This is a genomic window from Christensenella timonensis (assembly GCF_900087015.1).
GTDB classification, from domain to species: Bacteria; Bacillota; Clostridia; order Christensenellales; family Christensenellaceae; genus Christensenella; species Christensenella timonensis.
Map to the genome: position 1 here is coordinate 922,624 of NZ_FLKP01000002.1, position 17,557 is coordinate 940,180.

The window sequence follows — 17,557 nt, forward strand, 5'->3', positions numbered from 1 at the left end:
ATTGATACGATATGATATGAAAGATGTGTATTGTGTGGGAAAACCAGATCCGAAGCGGGAGAACCTCTCAGGGGCAGAATACCCGGGGCAATTTTATGAAACAAGAACCGAAGGCAGCAATATGGATGGAATGCTGTCGCATATTCCCGTAGGGATTTGCAAGATACAAATCAATAAGGATCTTAAGCTGCTTGACGGGAACAGGGAATTTTATGAGCTTTACGGCTATACGCCGCAGCAGATGGCGCGGGAGCTTAATAATAAGATCGTACGGACGATTTTGCCGGACGACCTGCCGGGCGTGCGGGCCAGCCTGAAAGAGGCGCTGGAAAGCGGACAGGTCTTTGAGACAGAGCACCGGATGGTGCGCCGGGACGGGCAAACTGCGTGGATCCTCGTGCGCGGCAATTTTACGCGGGAAGACAGGAAGGACATACTGTTCTGCGTGGCGATAGACGTATCCGGGCGCAAGAAGATTGAGGAAGAGCTGCGCATCAATGAGGAACGGTTCAGGATCGCGCTGGCGCAAATGGACAACACGATCTTTGATTATGATATCAAGACGCGTGTGATGATACATGCATATAAATCCGCCAGTATGTACGGATTTGACAACAGGATGGAAAACGTGCCCGACGCTTTGGTGGAAGGCAAGACCATACATCCTGATTCCGCGGCTGTTTTTTTGGAAATGTACGCGAAAATACGCAAGGGGGAACCTACCGCGTCTTGCGAGGTGCGTACGCGCCTTGCGGAAGGAAAGTATTTGTGGCGCAGGATCACGATGACCAATATCTACGACAGCGATGGCAATGCGGTGCATGCGGTGGGAATCCTCGAGGATATCGACGCACAAAAGAGGCGTGAAGAAGAGCTGCGCACCCAGTCGGAGCGCGATCCGCTGACAGGGCTTTATAACCGCAGGGCAACAGAGCGGTATGCAAAAAAGGTTTTGAAGGAATCGCGCGGCAAAGGCAGCGGCGCCATGTATGTGATCGACATCGACGCATTCAAAGGCGTGAACGATAAATATGGACATGTGTTCGGCGACAGCGTCCTCAGTGAGGCGGCGCGGCGGATGACAGCCGTTTTCGGCGACCATGACGTGATCGGGCGGATCGGCGGGGATGAATTCGCGGTGTTTGTACGCGATGTAAAAGAGCCGGGACGCCTGGCGGGTTTCGCGCAGGCGATGTGTGCGGCTTTCCAGAAGGATTTTGAGCACAACGGGATCATTGCAAAGGTAACATGCAGCGTAGGGGCGGCTTCCTTTCCCAAGGATGGAAAGACCTTTGACGAATTGTACCAAAAAGCGGATATCGCGCTTTATGAAGCGAAGCGGCTGGGGAAAGACAGGGCGTGTGTTTATGACAGCGACATGGGGAGCGGTATGGAGTGGTCGTTCCGCAGTAATACGACAATGGGATAAACGGCTGGAGACGGTATGAAGGAGCCTGTACACGAATGTACAGGCTTTTTTTATGCAGGAAGAAATAGAAATGTAATAAAAATGAAAAGAATTTGTAAACAAATGGCTTCTATGCGCTGCAGGTGTGGTATGCTGTTTTTAATGGTTGGAAGACAGGGAGCAGAAAAGTAAAACGAACACAAAACGACCCCATCTGAAAAGGAGCGTGAAAACAATGTTGGCAAATGAGATGACAGCGACCGGCGAAACGACGCTGGTCAGGCGTGAAAGCTATGGAACGGTACGGTATGCGAATGAGGTGTTGGCAACGATCGCAGGGCTTGCAGCGGCGGACGTCCCCGGCGTTTCATCGATGAGCGGAAGCTTTATCGAAGGAATGGGTGAGCTGCTGGGCATGAAAAAGTTAAGCAAAGGCATCAATGTTGCGGTCGCAGGGCAGGAAGTCATGGTTGACGCAGCCATCGTTGCGGAGTACGGCAGGGCGATCCCGGTGGTTGCGGAAAGTGTACGAGCGAATATCATACAGTCGATCGAGAGCATGACAGGCTTAAAAGTTACGGCCGTCAATGTGCGTATCCAGAAGCTGGATTTGAGCACAGTGGGCAATGAAGCGGCGGCATATGCCTGATCGAGCGTAAAAATACTATAGGAACCCGGGAGCCCGGGATAGTAAAAGGCCGCCTGGTTTAGGCGGCCTTTTACATGAGGAAAACCGAAACAGTTCAGCCGTTTGCCTCCATGAATGCCTTTACCTCCGATAAGGAAGGGACGGAGGGCTGCGCGCCTTTCCGCGTGGTGGAAATGGCAGAGGCGGCGCAAGCAAAACGGATGGCATCTTCGATAGGATGGTTTGCCGCAAGATGGGCGGCCAGCGCGCCTGTGAATATATCGCCGGCGGCAGTGCTGTCTATCGAATCGACCGGGTAGGCGGGGAAAAGCTGTGTTCTTCCATCGATCAGGGCCGCCACGCCGTGCTTGCCGAGCGTGACCATGGGAAGCGGGAAGCCCATCTTTTGCAGGCGTGCAAGCGCTTCCGATACGTTTTGCGGCGTGACAAAATCCATGCCGGCGATCTTCGCGGCCTCGATTTCGTTCGGCTTGAAAATATTTACGAGGGGCGGGATGTCATCGGGAATCTTGTTTTGGGGAACAGGGGCGGGATCGACGATGACGAACATCCCTTTTTTGCCGGCGACACGGATCGCTTCATACACCGTGTCCTCCCGGATCTCCATACCGATGGAAAGGACGTCCCCCGCACAAAAAACGTCTTCATGCTCCCATATGTGTTTGGGCAGGCACTGCCTGTTTGCGCCGGGACAAAAGAGGATGGAATTCTGGCCGCTGCGGTCTACGGAGATCATGGCGATGCCCGCAGTATGATCCGGGTCGATCAGAATGCCCGACGTATCGATCCCCTTTCCAGACATATAGCCCAGCAGCTCTTTGCTGGTGCTGTCCGTACCCAGCATGCCAAAGTATTTGACGGTTCCGCCCAGGATCGCAGCGGCTACCGCCTGGTTTCCGCCTTTGCCGCCGGGAAAGGTATGGAAATTATCCGTGACGACTGTTTCGGCCGGGGCGGGAATGTGGTCTGCGTACATGACAAAATCCATATTGATACTGCCCATACATAGGACATTGCCAGATAAGGCCATGCTCATACCCCCTCTTTGCGGATTTCTTTTACGATATCCATGAAATGCCTGACGTTTTCCTCACACACCAAATTTTTCCAGTTGCCGTCTTTCTTGAAGGTACTGCCGACGATCGCGCCGTCCGAGCAGGAAAGCAGGCTCTTCGCGTTTTCCGCGGTGATGCCGCTACCCAGGAAAACGGGCAGGGAGATCGCGGAGGAAAGCTCGTTGACTTTTTCGTAGGTGGGTGGAACGCCTGTCTCGAAGCCCGTCACGATCAGGGCGTCGGCCCCTTCGCTTTGCGCGTCGTAGGCCTGTTCGGCGATGGAGCGGTCGGAAATGATAAAGTGGCTGCCGTGTTTGACGTTCACATCGCACAGGTATTTGATATGTTCCGCTTTGAGCATGGAACGATAACGCGCCAGTTTGGCGCCGATGCCCTCGGTGAGGCCGGCATGCGACACATAGGCGTTGACCCATTCAAACACGCGTACCCATTTGGCTCCTACGGCAAGGGCGACCGCGGTCGCGGCAAAGCCGCCGTTCAAGTGGCAGTTGATACCGATGGGGATTTGTACCGCTTCTTTGACTTTTACGGCAATGGCCGCCATGGCGGCTACGGTTTCGTTACCGATATCCTGTCCTTTGAGGTAAGGATAGTCCCAGATATTTTCGACCTGCAGGCCGTCCACGCCGCCGCGCTCCAGCCGCCGGGCGTCCTCCACCGCGATCTCGGTCAGCTTGTCCATACCCATGCAATGGGGATCGTAAAGCGGAGAGCCGGGGAGCGGAAGAAGGTGTACCATGCCGATGATGGGCTTTTGCTGTGCAAATGTTTCTTTGATCCAAGTATCCATAATAAATTGACCTCCTGAAAAAACAGCAAATAAATTGCTGAAGAATAGCGCGGAATAAAAAATCCGCGGCTTAAAAAAGACATCTCTAAATCGTCCGTACGATTTTTGTTTTTTGGTAACGGCTTTGGAATAGAAATTCAGGATAGTGTTGAAATAGTACTTAAAATATAACATACTCGAAAATGCGTGTCAATATTTTACAAAAAAGCCTGCGGCTCACATTTGCACGGGCGAGAATGGAATAAAGTTTATTTGAAAAATGTCATATGTGCGTGAAAAATAATAAAATACCAATTGACAATAGAAATCAGCTTGTTATAATGGAAGTATCAACAGACACAATTTTATGATGGCATAAGACTCTGGAAACATGTGGAAACAGCTTAAATAGTGTACCTTTTCAAGCAGGCCATATCTGTTTATTCAGGCACCCGAAAGGGTGTTTTTTTTTGCTTTTTTTGTTGAACGAAAAGGTACACGTTTCCATTCTAAAGATGTGAGGCGGCGAAGCCCGCCCGCACGATGCACCTTTTTTTACTGGAAATTTATTTGGTTCCGGCTAATGTGCGCCACCATGCGCGACGTTATCTGCCGGGATGATCATAGCTATATTTGAATATGGAGGAGGGAAGGCAAAAAGACGGTTTGGTATTGAAATAGTACGGAAAGATTTTATCTATTTGTGGGAGGTAACAAGCGGATGAACAACGCAAGAGGAACACCGGTCCTTGAGGTCAAGGGAGTCAGCAAGGCCTATGCGGGCGTTACGGTTTTGTCCGAAGTGGATTTTGACCTTTATCCGGGGGAGGTACATGCACTGATCGGCGAGAATGGCGCGGGGAAATCGACCCTGTCGAAGATCATTTCCGGCGTCACGGAAAAATCGGCGGGGACAATGTACCGGAACGGGCAGGAGTATAATCCGGTGGACACACACGACGCAAACAGGCAGGGGATATCGATCGTGCATCAGGAGTTCAACCTGATCCCCGTCTTAAGCGTCGCACAGAACATATGCCTGGGGAAGGAACATTCAAAGGGCGGTTTCATCGACGAAAAGGAAAGCGCCAGGATATCTGAGGATATGCTGAAAAAACTTGAGCTGGATATCCCTGTAAAGAGGAAGGTGCGGTATTTGAGCGTTGCACAGCAGCAGTTGGTGGAGATCACGAAATGCCTGTGCGAGAACAGCGATATCATCATCATGGACGAGCCGACGGCAACGCTGACGCTCAATGAAACCAAACAGCTTTTCAAGATCATCAAAAGCCTGCAGGAAAAAGGCGTTTCCATCATCTACATATCGCACAAGCTGGAAGAGATCTTTGCGATAGCGCAGAGGATCACCGTGCTGCGGGACGGGCAGAAGGTCGGCACATACGGAACGGAAGAACTCGATGAGGAAAAGCTCGTGACGTTGATGGTGGGGCGCGAGATATCCTCCATGTATGAGCATAAAAATACCGCGCAGGACGAGGTTGTGCTAAAGGCCGAGCACCTGACGAAAGCCGGGCTTGTAGGGGACGTCAGCTTTGAACTCAAGAAAGGCGAAATCCTTGGCTTTGGCGGCCTGGTGGGTGCGGGGCGTACCGAGCTGATGAAGATGATCTTTGGGGAATACCCGATCGATGCGGGCAGCGTCGAGTTGTTCGGAAAGAAGATCGCCAAACCAAAAATCAAGAATATGGTGGAAAACGGATTGGTGTATTTGTCGGAAAGCCGCAAGGAAGAAGGCATCCTCGCCAATATGCAGGTAAAGGACAACATCACGCTGGCCGTGCTGAAAAGTATGGTCAAGGGCCTTTTCATCAGTCCGCAGCGGGAAAAGAAGCTTTCCAAGGAAATGATCGGCAAGCTCGACATCAAAACCCAGGGGTTATCGCAAAAAGTCGGGCATTTGAGCGGCGGCAACCAGCAGAAGGTCGTTTTGGCGAAGTGGCTGGCGACGGACGTCAAGGTGCTGATTTTGGACGAACCGACAAGGGGGATCGACGTCGGGGCGAAGCATGAGATCTATAAGCTGATGAACGAGCTTTGTGCAAAAGGGATATCGATCATCATGATATCCAGCGAAATGCCCGAGCTGATCGGCATGTGTGACCGCCTGATCGTAATGTCGGAGGGCAGGATGACGGCGGAACTCCGCGGTGACGAGATACAGGAAACAGCTATCATGAACGCGGCGATCCAGCGCGGTTACAAAATTTGAGGAGGGTACAATCCTATGTTTACAACAGGGAATGATTTGGTTCAGACCAAAAAGAAAAAGAGCTTGAAAGCGATCCTTTTAAAAACGGGCGTGTTCTGGAGCCTGGCTGTGCTGGTCGTGATCCTGGCGATCGCGTCCAACCAGTTTTTGACGGGCCCCAACTTATTGAACGTTGCGCGGCAGGTCGTCATCATGGCAATCCTGGGCATCGGCGGCACGTTCGTCATCATCGGCGGCGGCATTGACCTTTCCGTCGGTTCGCTGCTTGCCCTTGCAAGCGCATATTCCGCGGGGGTCATGGTAGCGACAGGGTCTTTGGCGCTTGCCGTTTTGGTAGCGCTTGTCACGGGCATCGGTTTTGGGTTCATGCAGGGCTTCATCATTACAAAATTCAATGTGGCTCCCTTTGCCATCACGCTGGGGGGTATGTCTGTATTCCGGGGGATGACGCTGCTTTTTACCAACGGTATCCCGATCAGTAACCTGCCCAAGGATTTTCGCTGGTTTGGGTCGGGTACGATCGGCGGGAGCTTCCCCGTCCCGGTGCTGATCCTGATCATCGTGGCGGTAATCGCGTACCTGGTCTTGGGCAAGACAAAACTGGGACGGTATGTGTATGCCATTGGCTCCAATGAAAACACCACGCGCCTTTCAGGCATCAACGTCAACTTTTACCGTACGCTCACGTATGTGATCTCAGGTGTGTGCTGTGCGATTGCAGGCATCGTCCTTACGGGACGTATCAATTCCGCGCATCCGTACGCAGGGCAGGGGTATGAACTCAACGCGATCGCAGCGGTCGTTATCGGCGGCACGAGCCTGCAGGGAGGAGAGGGAACGATTTACGGCACGATCATCGGCGCGCTGATCATCGGCATCATAGAAAACGGGCTCAACCTGCTGCAGATCAACGCATTCTGGCAGGATGTGGCGGTAGGCGTTGTCATCATGATCGCGGTCATCATCGACCGCCTGCGGATCAACCTCACAGAATCGATGGCGCAGGCAGGCGAAGCTTAAAACTAAATGGAATGAGGTTTGGGTACAACCCAAAAAACGATAGGAGGAAGAATGAATGAAGAAAATGAAATTGGTAGTACTGGCAGTGGTGATCGCAATGCTGTTTTCCATGATGGCAGCATGCTCGGCGCCCGCGGCGGAACCGTCGGAAGCGGCCTCGCAGAGTGCGGAGGCATCCGTGGCCCCGTCTGACGGCGCGGCGGCAGATGCTTCGGCAGAACCGGCGGCAAAGGATGCGTATAACTTTGTATTCTTATCGCCCAACCAAGGAAACCCGTTCTGGGTGTCCGTATCGGAAGGCGTGAAGCAGACGGCCGAAGCGAAGGGCGCGACGGTCACGGTATACGATGCACAGGACGACCCGGCAAAACAGGTCAGCCAGGCGGAGGATGCGATCCTCGCAGGCGTGGACGCGCTTTTTGTCAGCCCGTTTGAAACGGATACCGGCACGGCGATCACGGAAAAGGCCAATGAAGCGAACATCCCGGTATTTATCCTCGATACAGGCGCGGAAGGCGATTACACCGCGTTTATTACGTCGGATAATAAGCAGGGCGGAAAAGTGGCGGCAGAATACTTGCTGGAAAATACTGGGGACGACAGGAACATTGCGGAGCTGCAGGGCCTGATCGGCCGTGTGATCCCGGCGCAGCGCGGCGTTGGTTTTAACGAAGTGATGGATGAAAAGGGCGTGAAAGTCAACTATGTACAGCCGGCGGACTTCAACCGTTCCAAGGGCATGGACTTGATGGACACCTTCCTGACGCAGGATCCGGCGATCAATGCGGTATTCTGCTGGAACGACGAGATGGCGCTGGGCGCGAAGGAAGCGATTGCGGCGCACGGCCTGACGGACAAGGTGCTGCTCATCGGTTTTGACGCGACGGACGAAGGCCTGCAGGCGGTAAAGGACGGAGAAATGGCCGCTACCGTGGCACAGAACCCATTTGGCTTCGGTGAAATGGGCGTTGAGCTTGCGTACAAGCACTTCAACGGCGAAAGCTTTGAAAAAGACGTGCTGATCGAGTGCGAACTGATCACAAAGGACAACGTGGACGAATATATGGCTTCCCACAAATAAGGGCCCATATTCGATGCGGTATGCGCGGGCATGGACGACCCGTCCATGCCCCGCAATGCCGCGGCAGGCAGGGTGATGGAAAAATATTGCGTCTTCGACATACAGAATTTTTCGTACCATGACGGGCCGGGAATCCGGACGACCGTATTCCTGAAAGGATGCAGCTTGCGCTGCTTTTGGTGTCAAAACCCGGAATCACAGGATGAAAACCCGGAATTGATGTACTTTGAGAATCTTTGTATCCGCTGCGGACAGTGCATAAGGGTATGTACGCGGGGAGCGTTGGAGGCAGGAAACAAACACGCGTTGCGCATTGGCCGCTCCGTATGCGATGCATGTGGAAAATGCGCTGGAATATGTCCGGCTGGGGCGCTCAAGATAGCCGGAAAGTACATGACGGCGCAGGAGATATTGGAGCGGGTATGCATGGACAGGGAGTTTTTCGGGCAGGACGGCGGAATGACACTAAGCGGCGGGGAACCGCTGTATCACAAAAATGCAGCCGCTTTATTAAAGCTGGCGAGGGAAGAAGGAATCAACACCGCGGTGCAGACCGCGGGTCACATAGAACGGGAAGCGCTCAAGCAGGCCGCACGGTATACGGATATTTTTTTATATGACCTCAAAGCGTATGACGATGCAAAGCACAAAAAAGCATGCGGCAGCGGCAACGCGCGTATTTTAAGCAACCTGGAATGGCTGGCAGGAAACGGAGCGCGCGTGCGGGTCAGGATCCCGGTGATCCCCGGCGTAAACGACGGCTGGGAAGAGATAGGCAAGATCGCGAAATATGTGAAAGGGCTTGGCCTAAGCGCACCGGAGTTGCTGGCGTTTCACACGCTGGGAGCTGCAAAATACAGGGCGCTCGGACGGCGGTACGGGGCGGAAGGGCTTCCGGCTTCCGGCGGGGAGCAGCGCGCCGCACTGCAAGAGGCGGTCGGCCGCTTGTTCGGATAAGGGAAGGGGCAGACATGGTTTCTGAAAGGATCCGAAAGATCAGGGATATTTCGTTTGATTACGGCGAGATGTCAAAGTACATATCCGTGCAGGAGATCAGATTTACGCCTGACCCGCAAAAAAGCCGGATCCTGCGGCATGCGGACGCTTTTTGCGCGGTGATGGACCAGCTCGAAACCAATTATATCCCCGGGAGCCTGCTCGCGGGAAACGGTGGGGATAAGTTTGCAGCGCGCCCCAGGCACCTTTTTGCGGAGGAGATGGAAGAGATCAGGCAATATCCGCGAGGGTGCAGGAAAGAATTGCTGGATGCGCTGCGCGAGGAAATGTTTTTTATCTGGCCGTTTTCAGACGGGCACATCGCGCCCCATTTTGAACGGCTGTTGCAAACGGGGATCGACGGGCTGCTGGCGGAGATCGGTAAACGCATGAAAGATACCGGGCTCAGCCCGAAACAGGCAGCGTTTTTGGCAGCGGCAAAGCAGGAATGGGAAGCGGTGAAGCGGCTTGCCCTGCGTTACGCAGGCTTTTTCAGGAAAAAAGCGGCGCAAGCGGCAAGGCAGGAGGAACGGGACGCCTATCTGGAGACCGCAGATACGGTCACGCGCGTTCCCGCCGGCCCGGCAAGGACGTTCCGCGAGGCACTGCAAAGCGTATATTTCCTGCATATGTGCACACAGTTCGACGACGTGAGCAACCATTCCTTCGGGCGGTTTGACCAGTACATGTACCCCTATTATGAGCGGGACATAGAAAAAGGCATTTTGACAAAAGAGCAGGCGCGCGACTTGTTTTACGAATTTTGGTTGAAATTCACACCGGGGTATTTGAAATCACAGCACGACGGGCAACGTTCGGAGGGACAAGGCTTTTTAAAGGAGAACATCCCGGAAAACGGCCTTACCTGGCTGACGCTCAAATGCATCAGCCACGTGCGGCATTTAGACGATGGGCAGACCATGGATATCTGCGGATATACCAAAGGGGGCGGGGACGCGACCAATGACATATCGCGTATGGCGATCGAGGCGCTCGACCTTTTCAGGACGTTTGAGCCAAAGCCGGTCGTACAGTATACGGAAAAGACAGACCAGGCGCTGATGGATCGATGCTACGCGATCCTTGCAAGCGGTCATGGGCATCCGGCGATCGCCTATCCCAAGAACGGCCGCGAAGGGCTGCGCAGGTATGACGGCTATTTTCGGGAAGAGGATATCGGTAACTATTGCCATATCGGCTGTGTGGAGCCCGGCATCGCGGGGAAAGGGTATACCGACCCGATGAATTGCTTTTTCAACCTCCCCAAGGCGTTGCTGGTGACGATACAGGGCGGGTATCTGGACGGTAAACAGATCGGCCTTTTGCAGGAAACACCGCGAACCTATGAAGCCTTCCTCAGGAATTTTTATGAACAGGTCGGTTATTTTATGGATTTGTATGTGGAGGGGAGCAACGATGCGAACCCTTTCTACGCACAATACTTTTTCCGACCGCTGGTATCCGCGGCGATCGACGGATGCATTAAAAAGGCGCTGGCCGTAGACGAGGGCGGAAGCGAATATTGGAGCAAGGGCATGAATATCGCGGGGCTTGCCACAGCGGCGGACTCGCTTTACGCAATCAAAAAACTGGTCTATGACGAACGGGAAATGGGCATCGGGGAGCTGGCGGGTATCCTGCAAGGCAATTATGAAAAGCAGGATGCTTTGCGCAGCAGGCTTGCAAACCGACTGCCCAAATATGGAAACGGACAAGGAGAAGTGGACAGGATCGCCGCCGGCCTGGCGCGGTATTGCTGCGAGCGGGTACGCAGCTACCGCACCTATAATGGGAACAGGTACCGCCCGGGGCTATACAGCTTTTACGAAACGGTGAACCGGCTGGGAAGCGTGACGGGGGCGACGCCCAACGGGCGAAAAGCGGGGGAACGTTTTTCGCTGAATACGGCCCCGGATCATGGGGCGATCCGTAGCGGGATCACGCCGGCCCTGCGTTCTGTCACGGCCTTTGCGCATTCGCTGGCGGACAATGCCTGCACGGTGGACCTGCACCTTTGCGCGGGCACGCCGCCCGGGGCCATCCGCTCGGTAAGTGAATATTTGAACGGCCACGGCGCGCTGTACCTGCAAACGTCCGTGGTGGACAAAGAGGATATGGAAAGAGCGGAAATACACCCGGAGGATTACCGCGACCTGGTGGTACGTGTGACGGGTTTCAGCGCACTGTACGTGACGCTGGACGAAGCGACCCGCAATGAGATCAGGGAACGTTCCTATTGGGGGTGAGGAGGCCGGCAGTGCAAAAGAATATTGGGATCGATATCGGCGGCACAAAAATCCGCATAGGCGTTATAGACGGTAAGGCGCATATCCTCGCGATGGAAAAGCTTCCCATGCAACACATCCCGGCAGGACAAATGATCGGCCGGATATGCGATGCGGCGGAGCGGATGCTGGAAAAAGCAGGGCTGTGTATGGAGGAAATCGGCGGGGTCGGGATCGGTGTCCCGGGCACGGTGGATCATGAAACAGGGGCCATAGAATACTGCCCGAATATCGGCTGGACAGGCCAGCCGGCAGGCAAATACTTCCGTGGGCGGTGGAACAAGAACATCGCCATTGACCAGGATTCCCGGCTGGCGGCCTTGGGAGAGGCCTTATACGGCGCAGGCAGGGGATACGGCAGCATCGCTTGTATCACGCTGGGGACGGGGATCGGCTGCGGCGTCGTGATGGATGGGAAAATATTCCGCGGCGGCATGAACACGGCGGGGGAACTGGGGCATATCTGCGTCGAGCCGGGAGGCAGGAGATGTGCCTGCGGAAACCGCGGATGCCTGGAACGGTATTGTTCGGGTACGGGGATCCTGCTCGGCGCGAGGGAACGGTTTTCGCAAAAGCTGGATGCGGGTGCGCGCACGGAAGATGTTTTTGAGATGGCATACGGCGGGGACGGGGATGCGCTTGCACTGATCGCTGATTGCGTCCGCATTTTGGCGCAAGGCATCGTGGCGCTGGTGAACGTACTGTCGCCGGAGGCGGTCATCTTGAGCGGAGGATTATGCGCCCATGAAAAGCTTTTGGTAGAACCGCTCAAAGAGCGGGTATATGCGCAGGGATATCCTGCGTGGACGAACAGGAAGAAGCTGGCCGTCAAAAAAGCCGAGCTGGGAGAATATGCGCCCCTCGTCGGCGCGGCGGCAATCGGCACAGGAGCATAAGCACAATAGGATGTGGATCATCATGAACGGAGGTTTTAACATGAGATACTATTCACCGAAAAACCATAAGGACACGGGACACCAATTTTTGGAACGGCCGGTGGTCAGGAGCGCGAGGATCGAGGGGCTGCGCAATACCCTGGTCGACGCGACGCCGCAGATATGCTCGGACAGGGCGCGGCTTTTGACCGAGGCATACCGCGAGAACCTTTCCGACCCGGTGGAAATAAAGCGGGCGAAAGCGTTTGCGCATGTACTCGACAATATGGAGATCGATATACTGGACGGGGAGCTGATTTTGGGCAGCCTGGGCGTAAAGCCGAGAACCGCGCCCATCTTCCCAGAGTTTGGGATGGACTGGCTGGTCGAAGAGCTTAATGGAAACCCCGTACGCCCGGAGGAACGCCCCGGCGATCGTTATGTGATCAGTGAAGAGGATGAAGCCATATTGCGCGATATCCATGCGTTCTGGCACGGAAACGACCATGAGACCCGGTGCAGGGCGGCGCTGCCACAGGAAACGGAAACAGCGCGCGCGATCGGCGTGACGGATTCTTACTGGCTGATGATCGGCGGAGACGGGCATTTGACGGTCGATTTGAAGGGCGTGATCGACAAGGGCCTTTGCGATGTGATCGCGCGCGCGGAGCAGCGGCTGGAAACGCTCGACCTTTCAGACCCGGAACAGGAAAAACAGCAATCGTTTTTGAAGGCGGTCATCCTGGCAAACCAGGCGGTCATCCGCTTTGCGGCGAGGTATGCCGCGCTGGCACGGGAAAAGGCGGCGCAGGAAAAAGACGAGGCGAGGAAAGCCGAGCTTTTGCAAATGGCTGAGGTGTGCGAGCATGTACCTGCGCAGGCGGCGCGCAGCTTCCACGAGGGGGTACAGGCGGCATGGTTCATCAATTTGACGATGCAGCTCGAAAACAACGGACATTCCATTTCGCTGGGACGCTTCGACCAGAACCTGATCGACCTTTACAAGAAGGACATCGAGGCAGGCGTGATCGAATATCCTGACGCACTGGAGCTGGTGGAATGTTTGTTCCTGAAAATGTTCCAGCTCTTAAAGATCACGTGCTGGGGGAATACCAAAGCCTTTGCCGGATACCAATTGTTCCAGAATTTTACCATCGGCGGACAGGACAAGAACGGCAAGGACAGTACGAACGAGCTTTCGTTCCTGATCCTTAACGCGCAGGCGGCGATCGCGCTCAATACGCCGTCCATTTCGCTGCGCTACCACAACCGTATTTCTGAGCGCTTACTGTATGCGGCGTTCGACGTGGTACGCATCGGCGGCGGACAGCCGGCTATGTACAGTGACGAGGTGTATATCCCTTCGCTCATCAACCGCGGTATCCCGTGGGACGATGCGGTCAATTATTCCGTCGTCGGGTGTGTGGAAGCGGTCATCGAGGGCAAACAGACGTGCCGCCCGAACGGTGCGGGCTTCATCAACTTAGGCAAGATCATGGAGCTGGCGTTATATGACGGGAAAGACCCCAAAACAGGCATATGTATGTGCGCAGGAAACGGCGACCTCAATACCTTCCGGAATTTCGACGAGCTGTATGAGGCGTTCAAGATACAGGCGCGCTATTATTTCAGGCAGCAGGTGATCAACGACAATACGATCGACCGCGTGATGGGTGAAGGCATCGCCGATCCGTATGTCTCGTCGCTGGTCTCGGACTGCATTACGCGCGGTAAGACCATGAAGGCGGGCGGCGCGGTCTACGATTATTGCGGGCCGCTTTACGTGGGCGTGGCCAATGTGGGAAATATCCTGGCGGCGGTAAAGAAGGTCGTATTCGATGAAAAGAAGCTGACGGGCTCGCAGCTTAAACATGCCCTGGAAACCAATTATGAGGACATGGAAACGACGCCCACCGGACCGGAAATCCAGAGGATGATGCTGGATGCGCCCAAATATGGAAACGACGATGATTATGTGGACGATATCATGGTGGATTACTTCCGCTTTATTTGTGAGGAAACGGCGAAATACCACACGACGCGTTATGGCAAAGGGCCGATCGGCGGCACGTGGCAGCCGTCCACCAGCTCCGTATCTTCCAATGTGCCTATGGGCGAGTTCGTAGGGGCGACGCCGGACGGCAGGAAAGATGGGGAAGCGCTGGCGGATACCTCTTCGCCTACGCACGGGACGGATACGCACGGCATCACCGCTTCGTTAAAGTCGGTAGGAAAGCTGCCGACGATCCTCGTTTCGGGCGGGCAGCTTTTGAATATCAAGGTCATGCCGGCTTCCCTCGAGCCGGGTATGCCGGTCAGGAAGCTCGCGCATGTGATCCGTACCTATTTCAGCGATTTTAAAGGGATGCATGTGCAGATCAACTGTGTCTCGGCGGAAACGCTGCGCGCCGCGCAGGCCGATCCTTCGGAATATAAAGACCTGATGGTACGTGTGGCGGGGTACAGCGCGCTGTTCACACCTCTTGACAAGGCGCTGCAGGACGATATCATCGAGCGTACGCAGCACGCGGTATAACCAAAGTAAAGGCAGGGCAACCGATGTTTTTTGATAACCAGGAAGAACGGAACACGTTTGGGATTGTTTTCAATATTGAGAAATACCATATCCACGACGGCGAGGGTATCCGTACGAACGTCTTTTTGAAGGGCTGTAACCTGTGGTGCCCGTGGTGCTGCAACCCGGAATCACAGGTGTTTGCGGCACAGATCGCCATACACGAGAACCTGTGCCAGCGGTGCGGGTATTGCTGCCAGGGCATTTGCCCGCAGGAGGCGATTTCCCAGGACGGCGACGGGAAAATATGGATCGACAAGGAAAAATGCAACGCCTGCGGCCTGTGCGTGGAAAAGTGTCCCTATTCCGCGCGCGAGCTGTATGGGAAACGTATGAGCGTTGCGGAAGTGATCGCAGAGGTGGAAAAGGACAGCGCTTATTATTTCCAGTCGGGCGGGGGAATGACGATCTCCGGCGGGGAACCGTGCATGCAGGCGGATTTTGCAAGCGAGCTTGCAAAAGCTGCACGGCGCAGGTATATCCATGTGGCGATGGAAACGGCGGGGGCCGTCCCCAAAGAACAATTCTGGAAAGTGGCGCAGCATGTGGACGAGCTTTTGTGCGACCTGAAGTTTACCGACCCGGAAAAGTTCAAGTCGATCTCCGGCGTGCCGCTTTATGTGGTGAAAGAGAATATCGCGTATGCACGTCAAAACGGGAAATATGTTAAGCTCCGCTGCCCCATCATCCCGACGCTCAACGATGATGAAGGACATCTTGCCGGTATTGTCGCCTGGGCGAAGGAGCTTGATATCACGGACGTGGATATCCTGCCTTTCCACCAGCTCGGCAAGTACAAATACGATTCGCTCGATTATGACTATACGCTGGGGGAGTTTGCGGATATGGACAAGGCCGTAGCGCAGAAAATTGCCGACGGCATGTGCGCGCAGGGCCTGCACGCGATCGTAGGGGGCTGACAAGAAGGCGGCAAGATGTGTTATAATGTGCGTATCTTATTTCATAAGAAATTTACAGAATTGGTGGCGTGAGAAATATGAAAAACACAGAGTGCTTACTTGGGATCGATATGGGGACGAGCAGCGTGAAGGCCGGGCTTTTCGACCTGCAGGGAACCCCGATCGCTTTTGCGGATGAAACGTATCCGCTATATACGCCGAGATCCGGCTGGGCGGAACAGACGGTAGAGGAGTGGTGGAACGCAATCTGCAAGGCGACGCGCAAGCTTGTCGACAAAAGCGGGGTATCGCCGTCGGCGATCATGGGTATGAGCGTGGATACGACGTGCTGTACCGTGATGATCGCCGATCGGGATATGAACATCCTGCGCCCGGCGATCATGTGGATGGACGTGCGCGCCTCAAAACAGGCGAAAGAAATCACGGCGACGGGCGACCCAGCGCTGAAGATCAACGGGTACGGCAACGTATCGGCGGAATCCATGCCCGCAAAGGCGTTGTGGATCAAACAGAACGAGCCGGAGCTCTACAAAAAAGCGGAGCACGTGTTTGAATGCGTGGACTGGCTGATGCATAAGCTGACGGGAGAGCTGACGGCGAGCATCGATACGACGGCGCCGCGCTGGTATTACGACCGCCCAAACGGCGGCTGGCCGGTTTCGTTCTACGAAAAGATCGGCCTTGCAGACGTGCTGGATAAATTCCCCAAAGACGTGCTGGATCTGGGAACGCCCGTCGCGGGCCTTACCAAAAAAGCGGCGGAAGATTTGGGCCTTACGGCGGGAATCCCCGTCGGCGAAGGTGGTGCGGATGCCTTTGTAGGGATGGTGGGGTTAAACGTTGTGCAGCCGGGGCGCATCGCCATGATCACCGGGACGTCGCACCTGCACCTGGGACTGACGGAAAAGGAAATGCATTCCAAGGGCATGTGGGGTTCTTACCCCGACGCGGTGATCCGTGGCCTGCAGATGATCGAGGGCGGCCAGACCTCCACGGGAGCGATCGTCAACTGGTTCAAGACGAATTTCTGCGGGGATATCCGCCAGTTGGCGGAAAAAGAGGGCAGGAGCGTATACGACCTGCTGAACGAAGGGGCGCAGGAGCTGCCCATCGGCGCGGACGGACTGCTGGCACTCGATTATTTCCAGGGGAACCGTACGCCGTATGCCGACCCTGACGTGCGCGGCATGTTTTACGGGCTGTCGCTTTCGCATACGCCGTACCACCTATACCGGGCGATCATCGAATCAATCTGCTATGGGACGGAAGCGATCATGCAGACGTTCCGCGACGGGGGGATGGAGCCGGACGGCATCTATATTTCGGGCGGCGCGGTGAAGAGCGCCTTCTGGACGCAGGCGCACGCCGACGTCTGCAACCTGCCCATCTTTATCCCCAAGGTCACGGAGGCGCCGTGCCTGGGGTCGGCGATATTGGGCGCCGTCGCCTGCGGGGCGTATGCGGACATCCAGACGGCGGCCAAGAACATGGTGACGATCGAGGACAGGGTGGAGCCGGATGCCGGGCGGCATGAGCAATACATGTTCTATTATGAAAAGTACAAGGAAGCGTACCAGGTATCCAAGGGCTGGATGCACGAGGTGACGACGCATTCCTGATAGGAAAGGAATGCCTGTTTTGATAAAAGGCTATCAAAACCAATCATAATAAAA

13 protein-coding genes are annotated in these 17,557 nt (G+C 54.9%); 11 read left to right on the top strand and 2 right to left on the bottom strand.

The annotated features are described in order from the left end of the window. Positions 1 to 34: 34 nt before the first annotated feature. Together BN6471_RS05915 and BN6471_RS05920 are read left to right on the top strand one after the other, a co-directional pair. A complete protein-coding gene (locus BN6471_RS05915) occupies positions 35 to 1,429 on the top strand; it encodes a sensor domain-containing protein (RefSeq protein ID WP_162270182.1) in 1,395 nt (464 codons plus the stop codon). A 214-nt stretch (positions 1,430 to 1,643) separates the two neighbouring features. Further along, the gene (locus BN6471_RS05920) at positions 1,644 to 2,057 is read left to right on the top strand and encodes an Asp23/Gls24 family envelope stress response protein (protein ID WP_242861845.1); all 414 of its coding nucleotides are present in this window, start codon (positions 1,644 to 1,646) and stop codon (positions 2,055 to 2,057) included. 94 nt (positions 2,058 to 2,151) lie between these two features. Here the strand turns inward: BN6471_RS05920 and BN6471_RS05925 are convergent, their stop codons facing one another. Together BN6471_RS05925 and BN6471_RS05930 are read right to left on the bottom strand one after the other, a co-directional pair. Continuing rightward, complete coding sequence (locus tag BN6471_RS05925; RefSeq protein ID WP_204213233.1) at positions 2,152 to 3,087, bottom strand: ribokinase; 936 nt, start codon at positions 3,085 to 3,087, stop codon at positions 2,152 to 2,154. 2 nt (positions 3,088 to 3,089) lie between these two features. Next, positions 3,090 to 3,923 carry a BtpA/SgcQ family protein gene (locus tag BN6471_RS05930; protein ID WP_066646435.1) on the bottom strand — a complete coding sequence of 278 codons (834 nt, stop codon included), beginning with the start codon at positions 3,921 to 3,923 and terminating at the stop codon, positions 3,090 to 3,092. A gap of 700 nt (positions 3,924 to 4,623) precedes the next feature. On the opposite strand from BN6471_RS05930, the gene BN6471_RS05935 reads away from it, so the two are divergent. The 9 genes from BN6471_RS05935 (at position 4,624) to BN6471_RS05975 (ending at position 17,503) form a co-directional block, all read left to right on the top strand. After that, positions 4,624 to 6,132, top strand: coding sequence for a sugar ABC transporter ATP-binding protein (locus tag BN6471_RS05935; protein ID WP_066646440.1), 1,509 nt, complete (start codon positions 4,624 to 4,626; stop codon positions 6,130 to 6,132). 15 nt (positions 6,133 to 6,147) lie between these two features. Next, a complete protein-coding gene (locus tag BN6471_RS05940; protein ID WP_066646443.1) occupies positions 6,148 to 7,152 on the top strand; it encodes an ABC transporter permease in 1,005 nt (334 codons plus the stop codon). 55 nt (positions 7,153 to 7,207) lie between these two features. Beyond that, entirely contained in the window at positions 7,208 to 8,233 is a 1,026-nt protein-coding gene (locus tag BN6471_RS05945) for a sugar ABC transporter substrate-binding protein (RefSeq protein WP_066646446.1), read from the top strand. A 30-nt stretch (positions 8,234 to 8,263) separates the two neighbouring features. Next, the gene (locus BN6471_RS05950) at positions 8,264 to 9,190 is read left to right on the top strand and encodes a glycyl-radical enzyme activating protein (protein WP_082903361.1); all 927 of its coding nucleotides are present in this window, start codon (positions 8,264 to 8,266) and stop codon (positions 9,188 to 9,190) included. Between the two features lie 14 nt (positions 9,191 to 9,204). Beyond that, positions 9,205 to 11,475: a pyruvate formate lyase family protein gene (locus BN6471_RS05955; protein ID WP_066646449.1), complete on the top strand. Its 2,271-nt coding sequence runs from the start codon at positions 9,205 to 9,207 to the stop codon at positions 11,473 to 11,475. A gap of 11 nt (positions 11,476 to 11,486) precedes the next feature. After that, positions 11,487 to 12,410 carry an ROK family protein gene (locus BN6471_RS05960; RefSeq protein WP_066646451.1) on the top strand — a complete coding sequence of 308 codons (924 nt, stop codon included), beginning with the start codon at positions 11,487 to 11,489 and terminating at the stop codon, positions 12,408 to 12,410. Positions 12,411 to 12,450: 40 nt separating this feature from the next. Further along, the gene (locus BN6471_RS05965; RefSeq protein WP_162270183.1) at positions 12,451 to 14,925 is read left to right on the top strand and encodes a glycyl radical protein; all 2,475 of its coding nucleotides are present in this window, start codon (positions 12,451 to 12,453) and stop codon (positions 14,923 to 14,925) included. 23 nt (positions 14,926 to 14,948) lie between these two features. Beyond that, entirely contained in the window at positions 14,949 to 15,884 is a 936-nt protein-coding gene (locus BN6471_RS05970; protein WP_066646454.1) for a glycyl-radical enzyme activating protein, read from the top strand. A 77-nt stretch (positions 15,885 to 15,961) separates the two neighbouring features. Then, complete coding sequence (locus tag BN6471_RS05975; RefSeq protein WP_066646457.1) at positions 15,962 to 17,503, top strand: FGGY-family carbohydrate kinase; 1,542 nt, start codon at positions 15,962 to 15,964, stop codon at positions 17,501 to 17,503. Positions 17,504 to 17,557 lie beyond the last annotated feature (54 nt).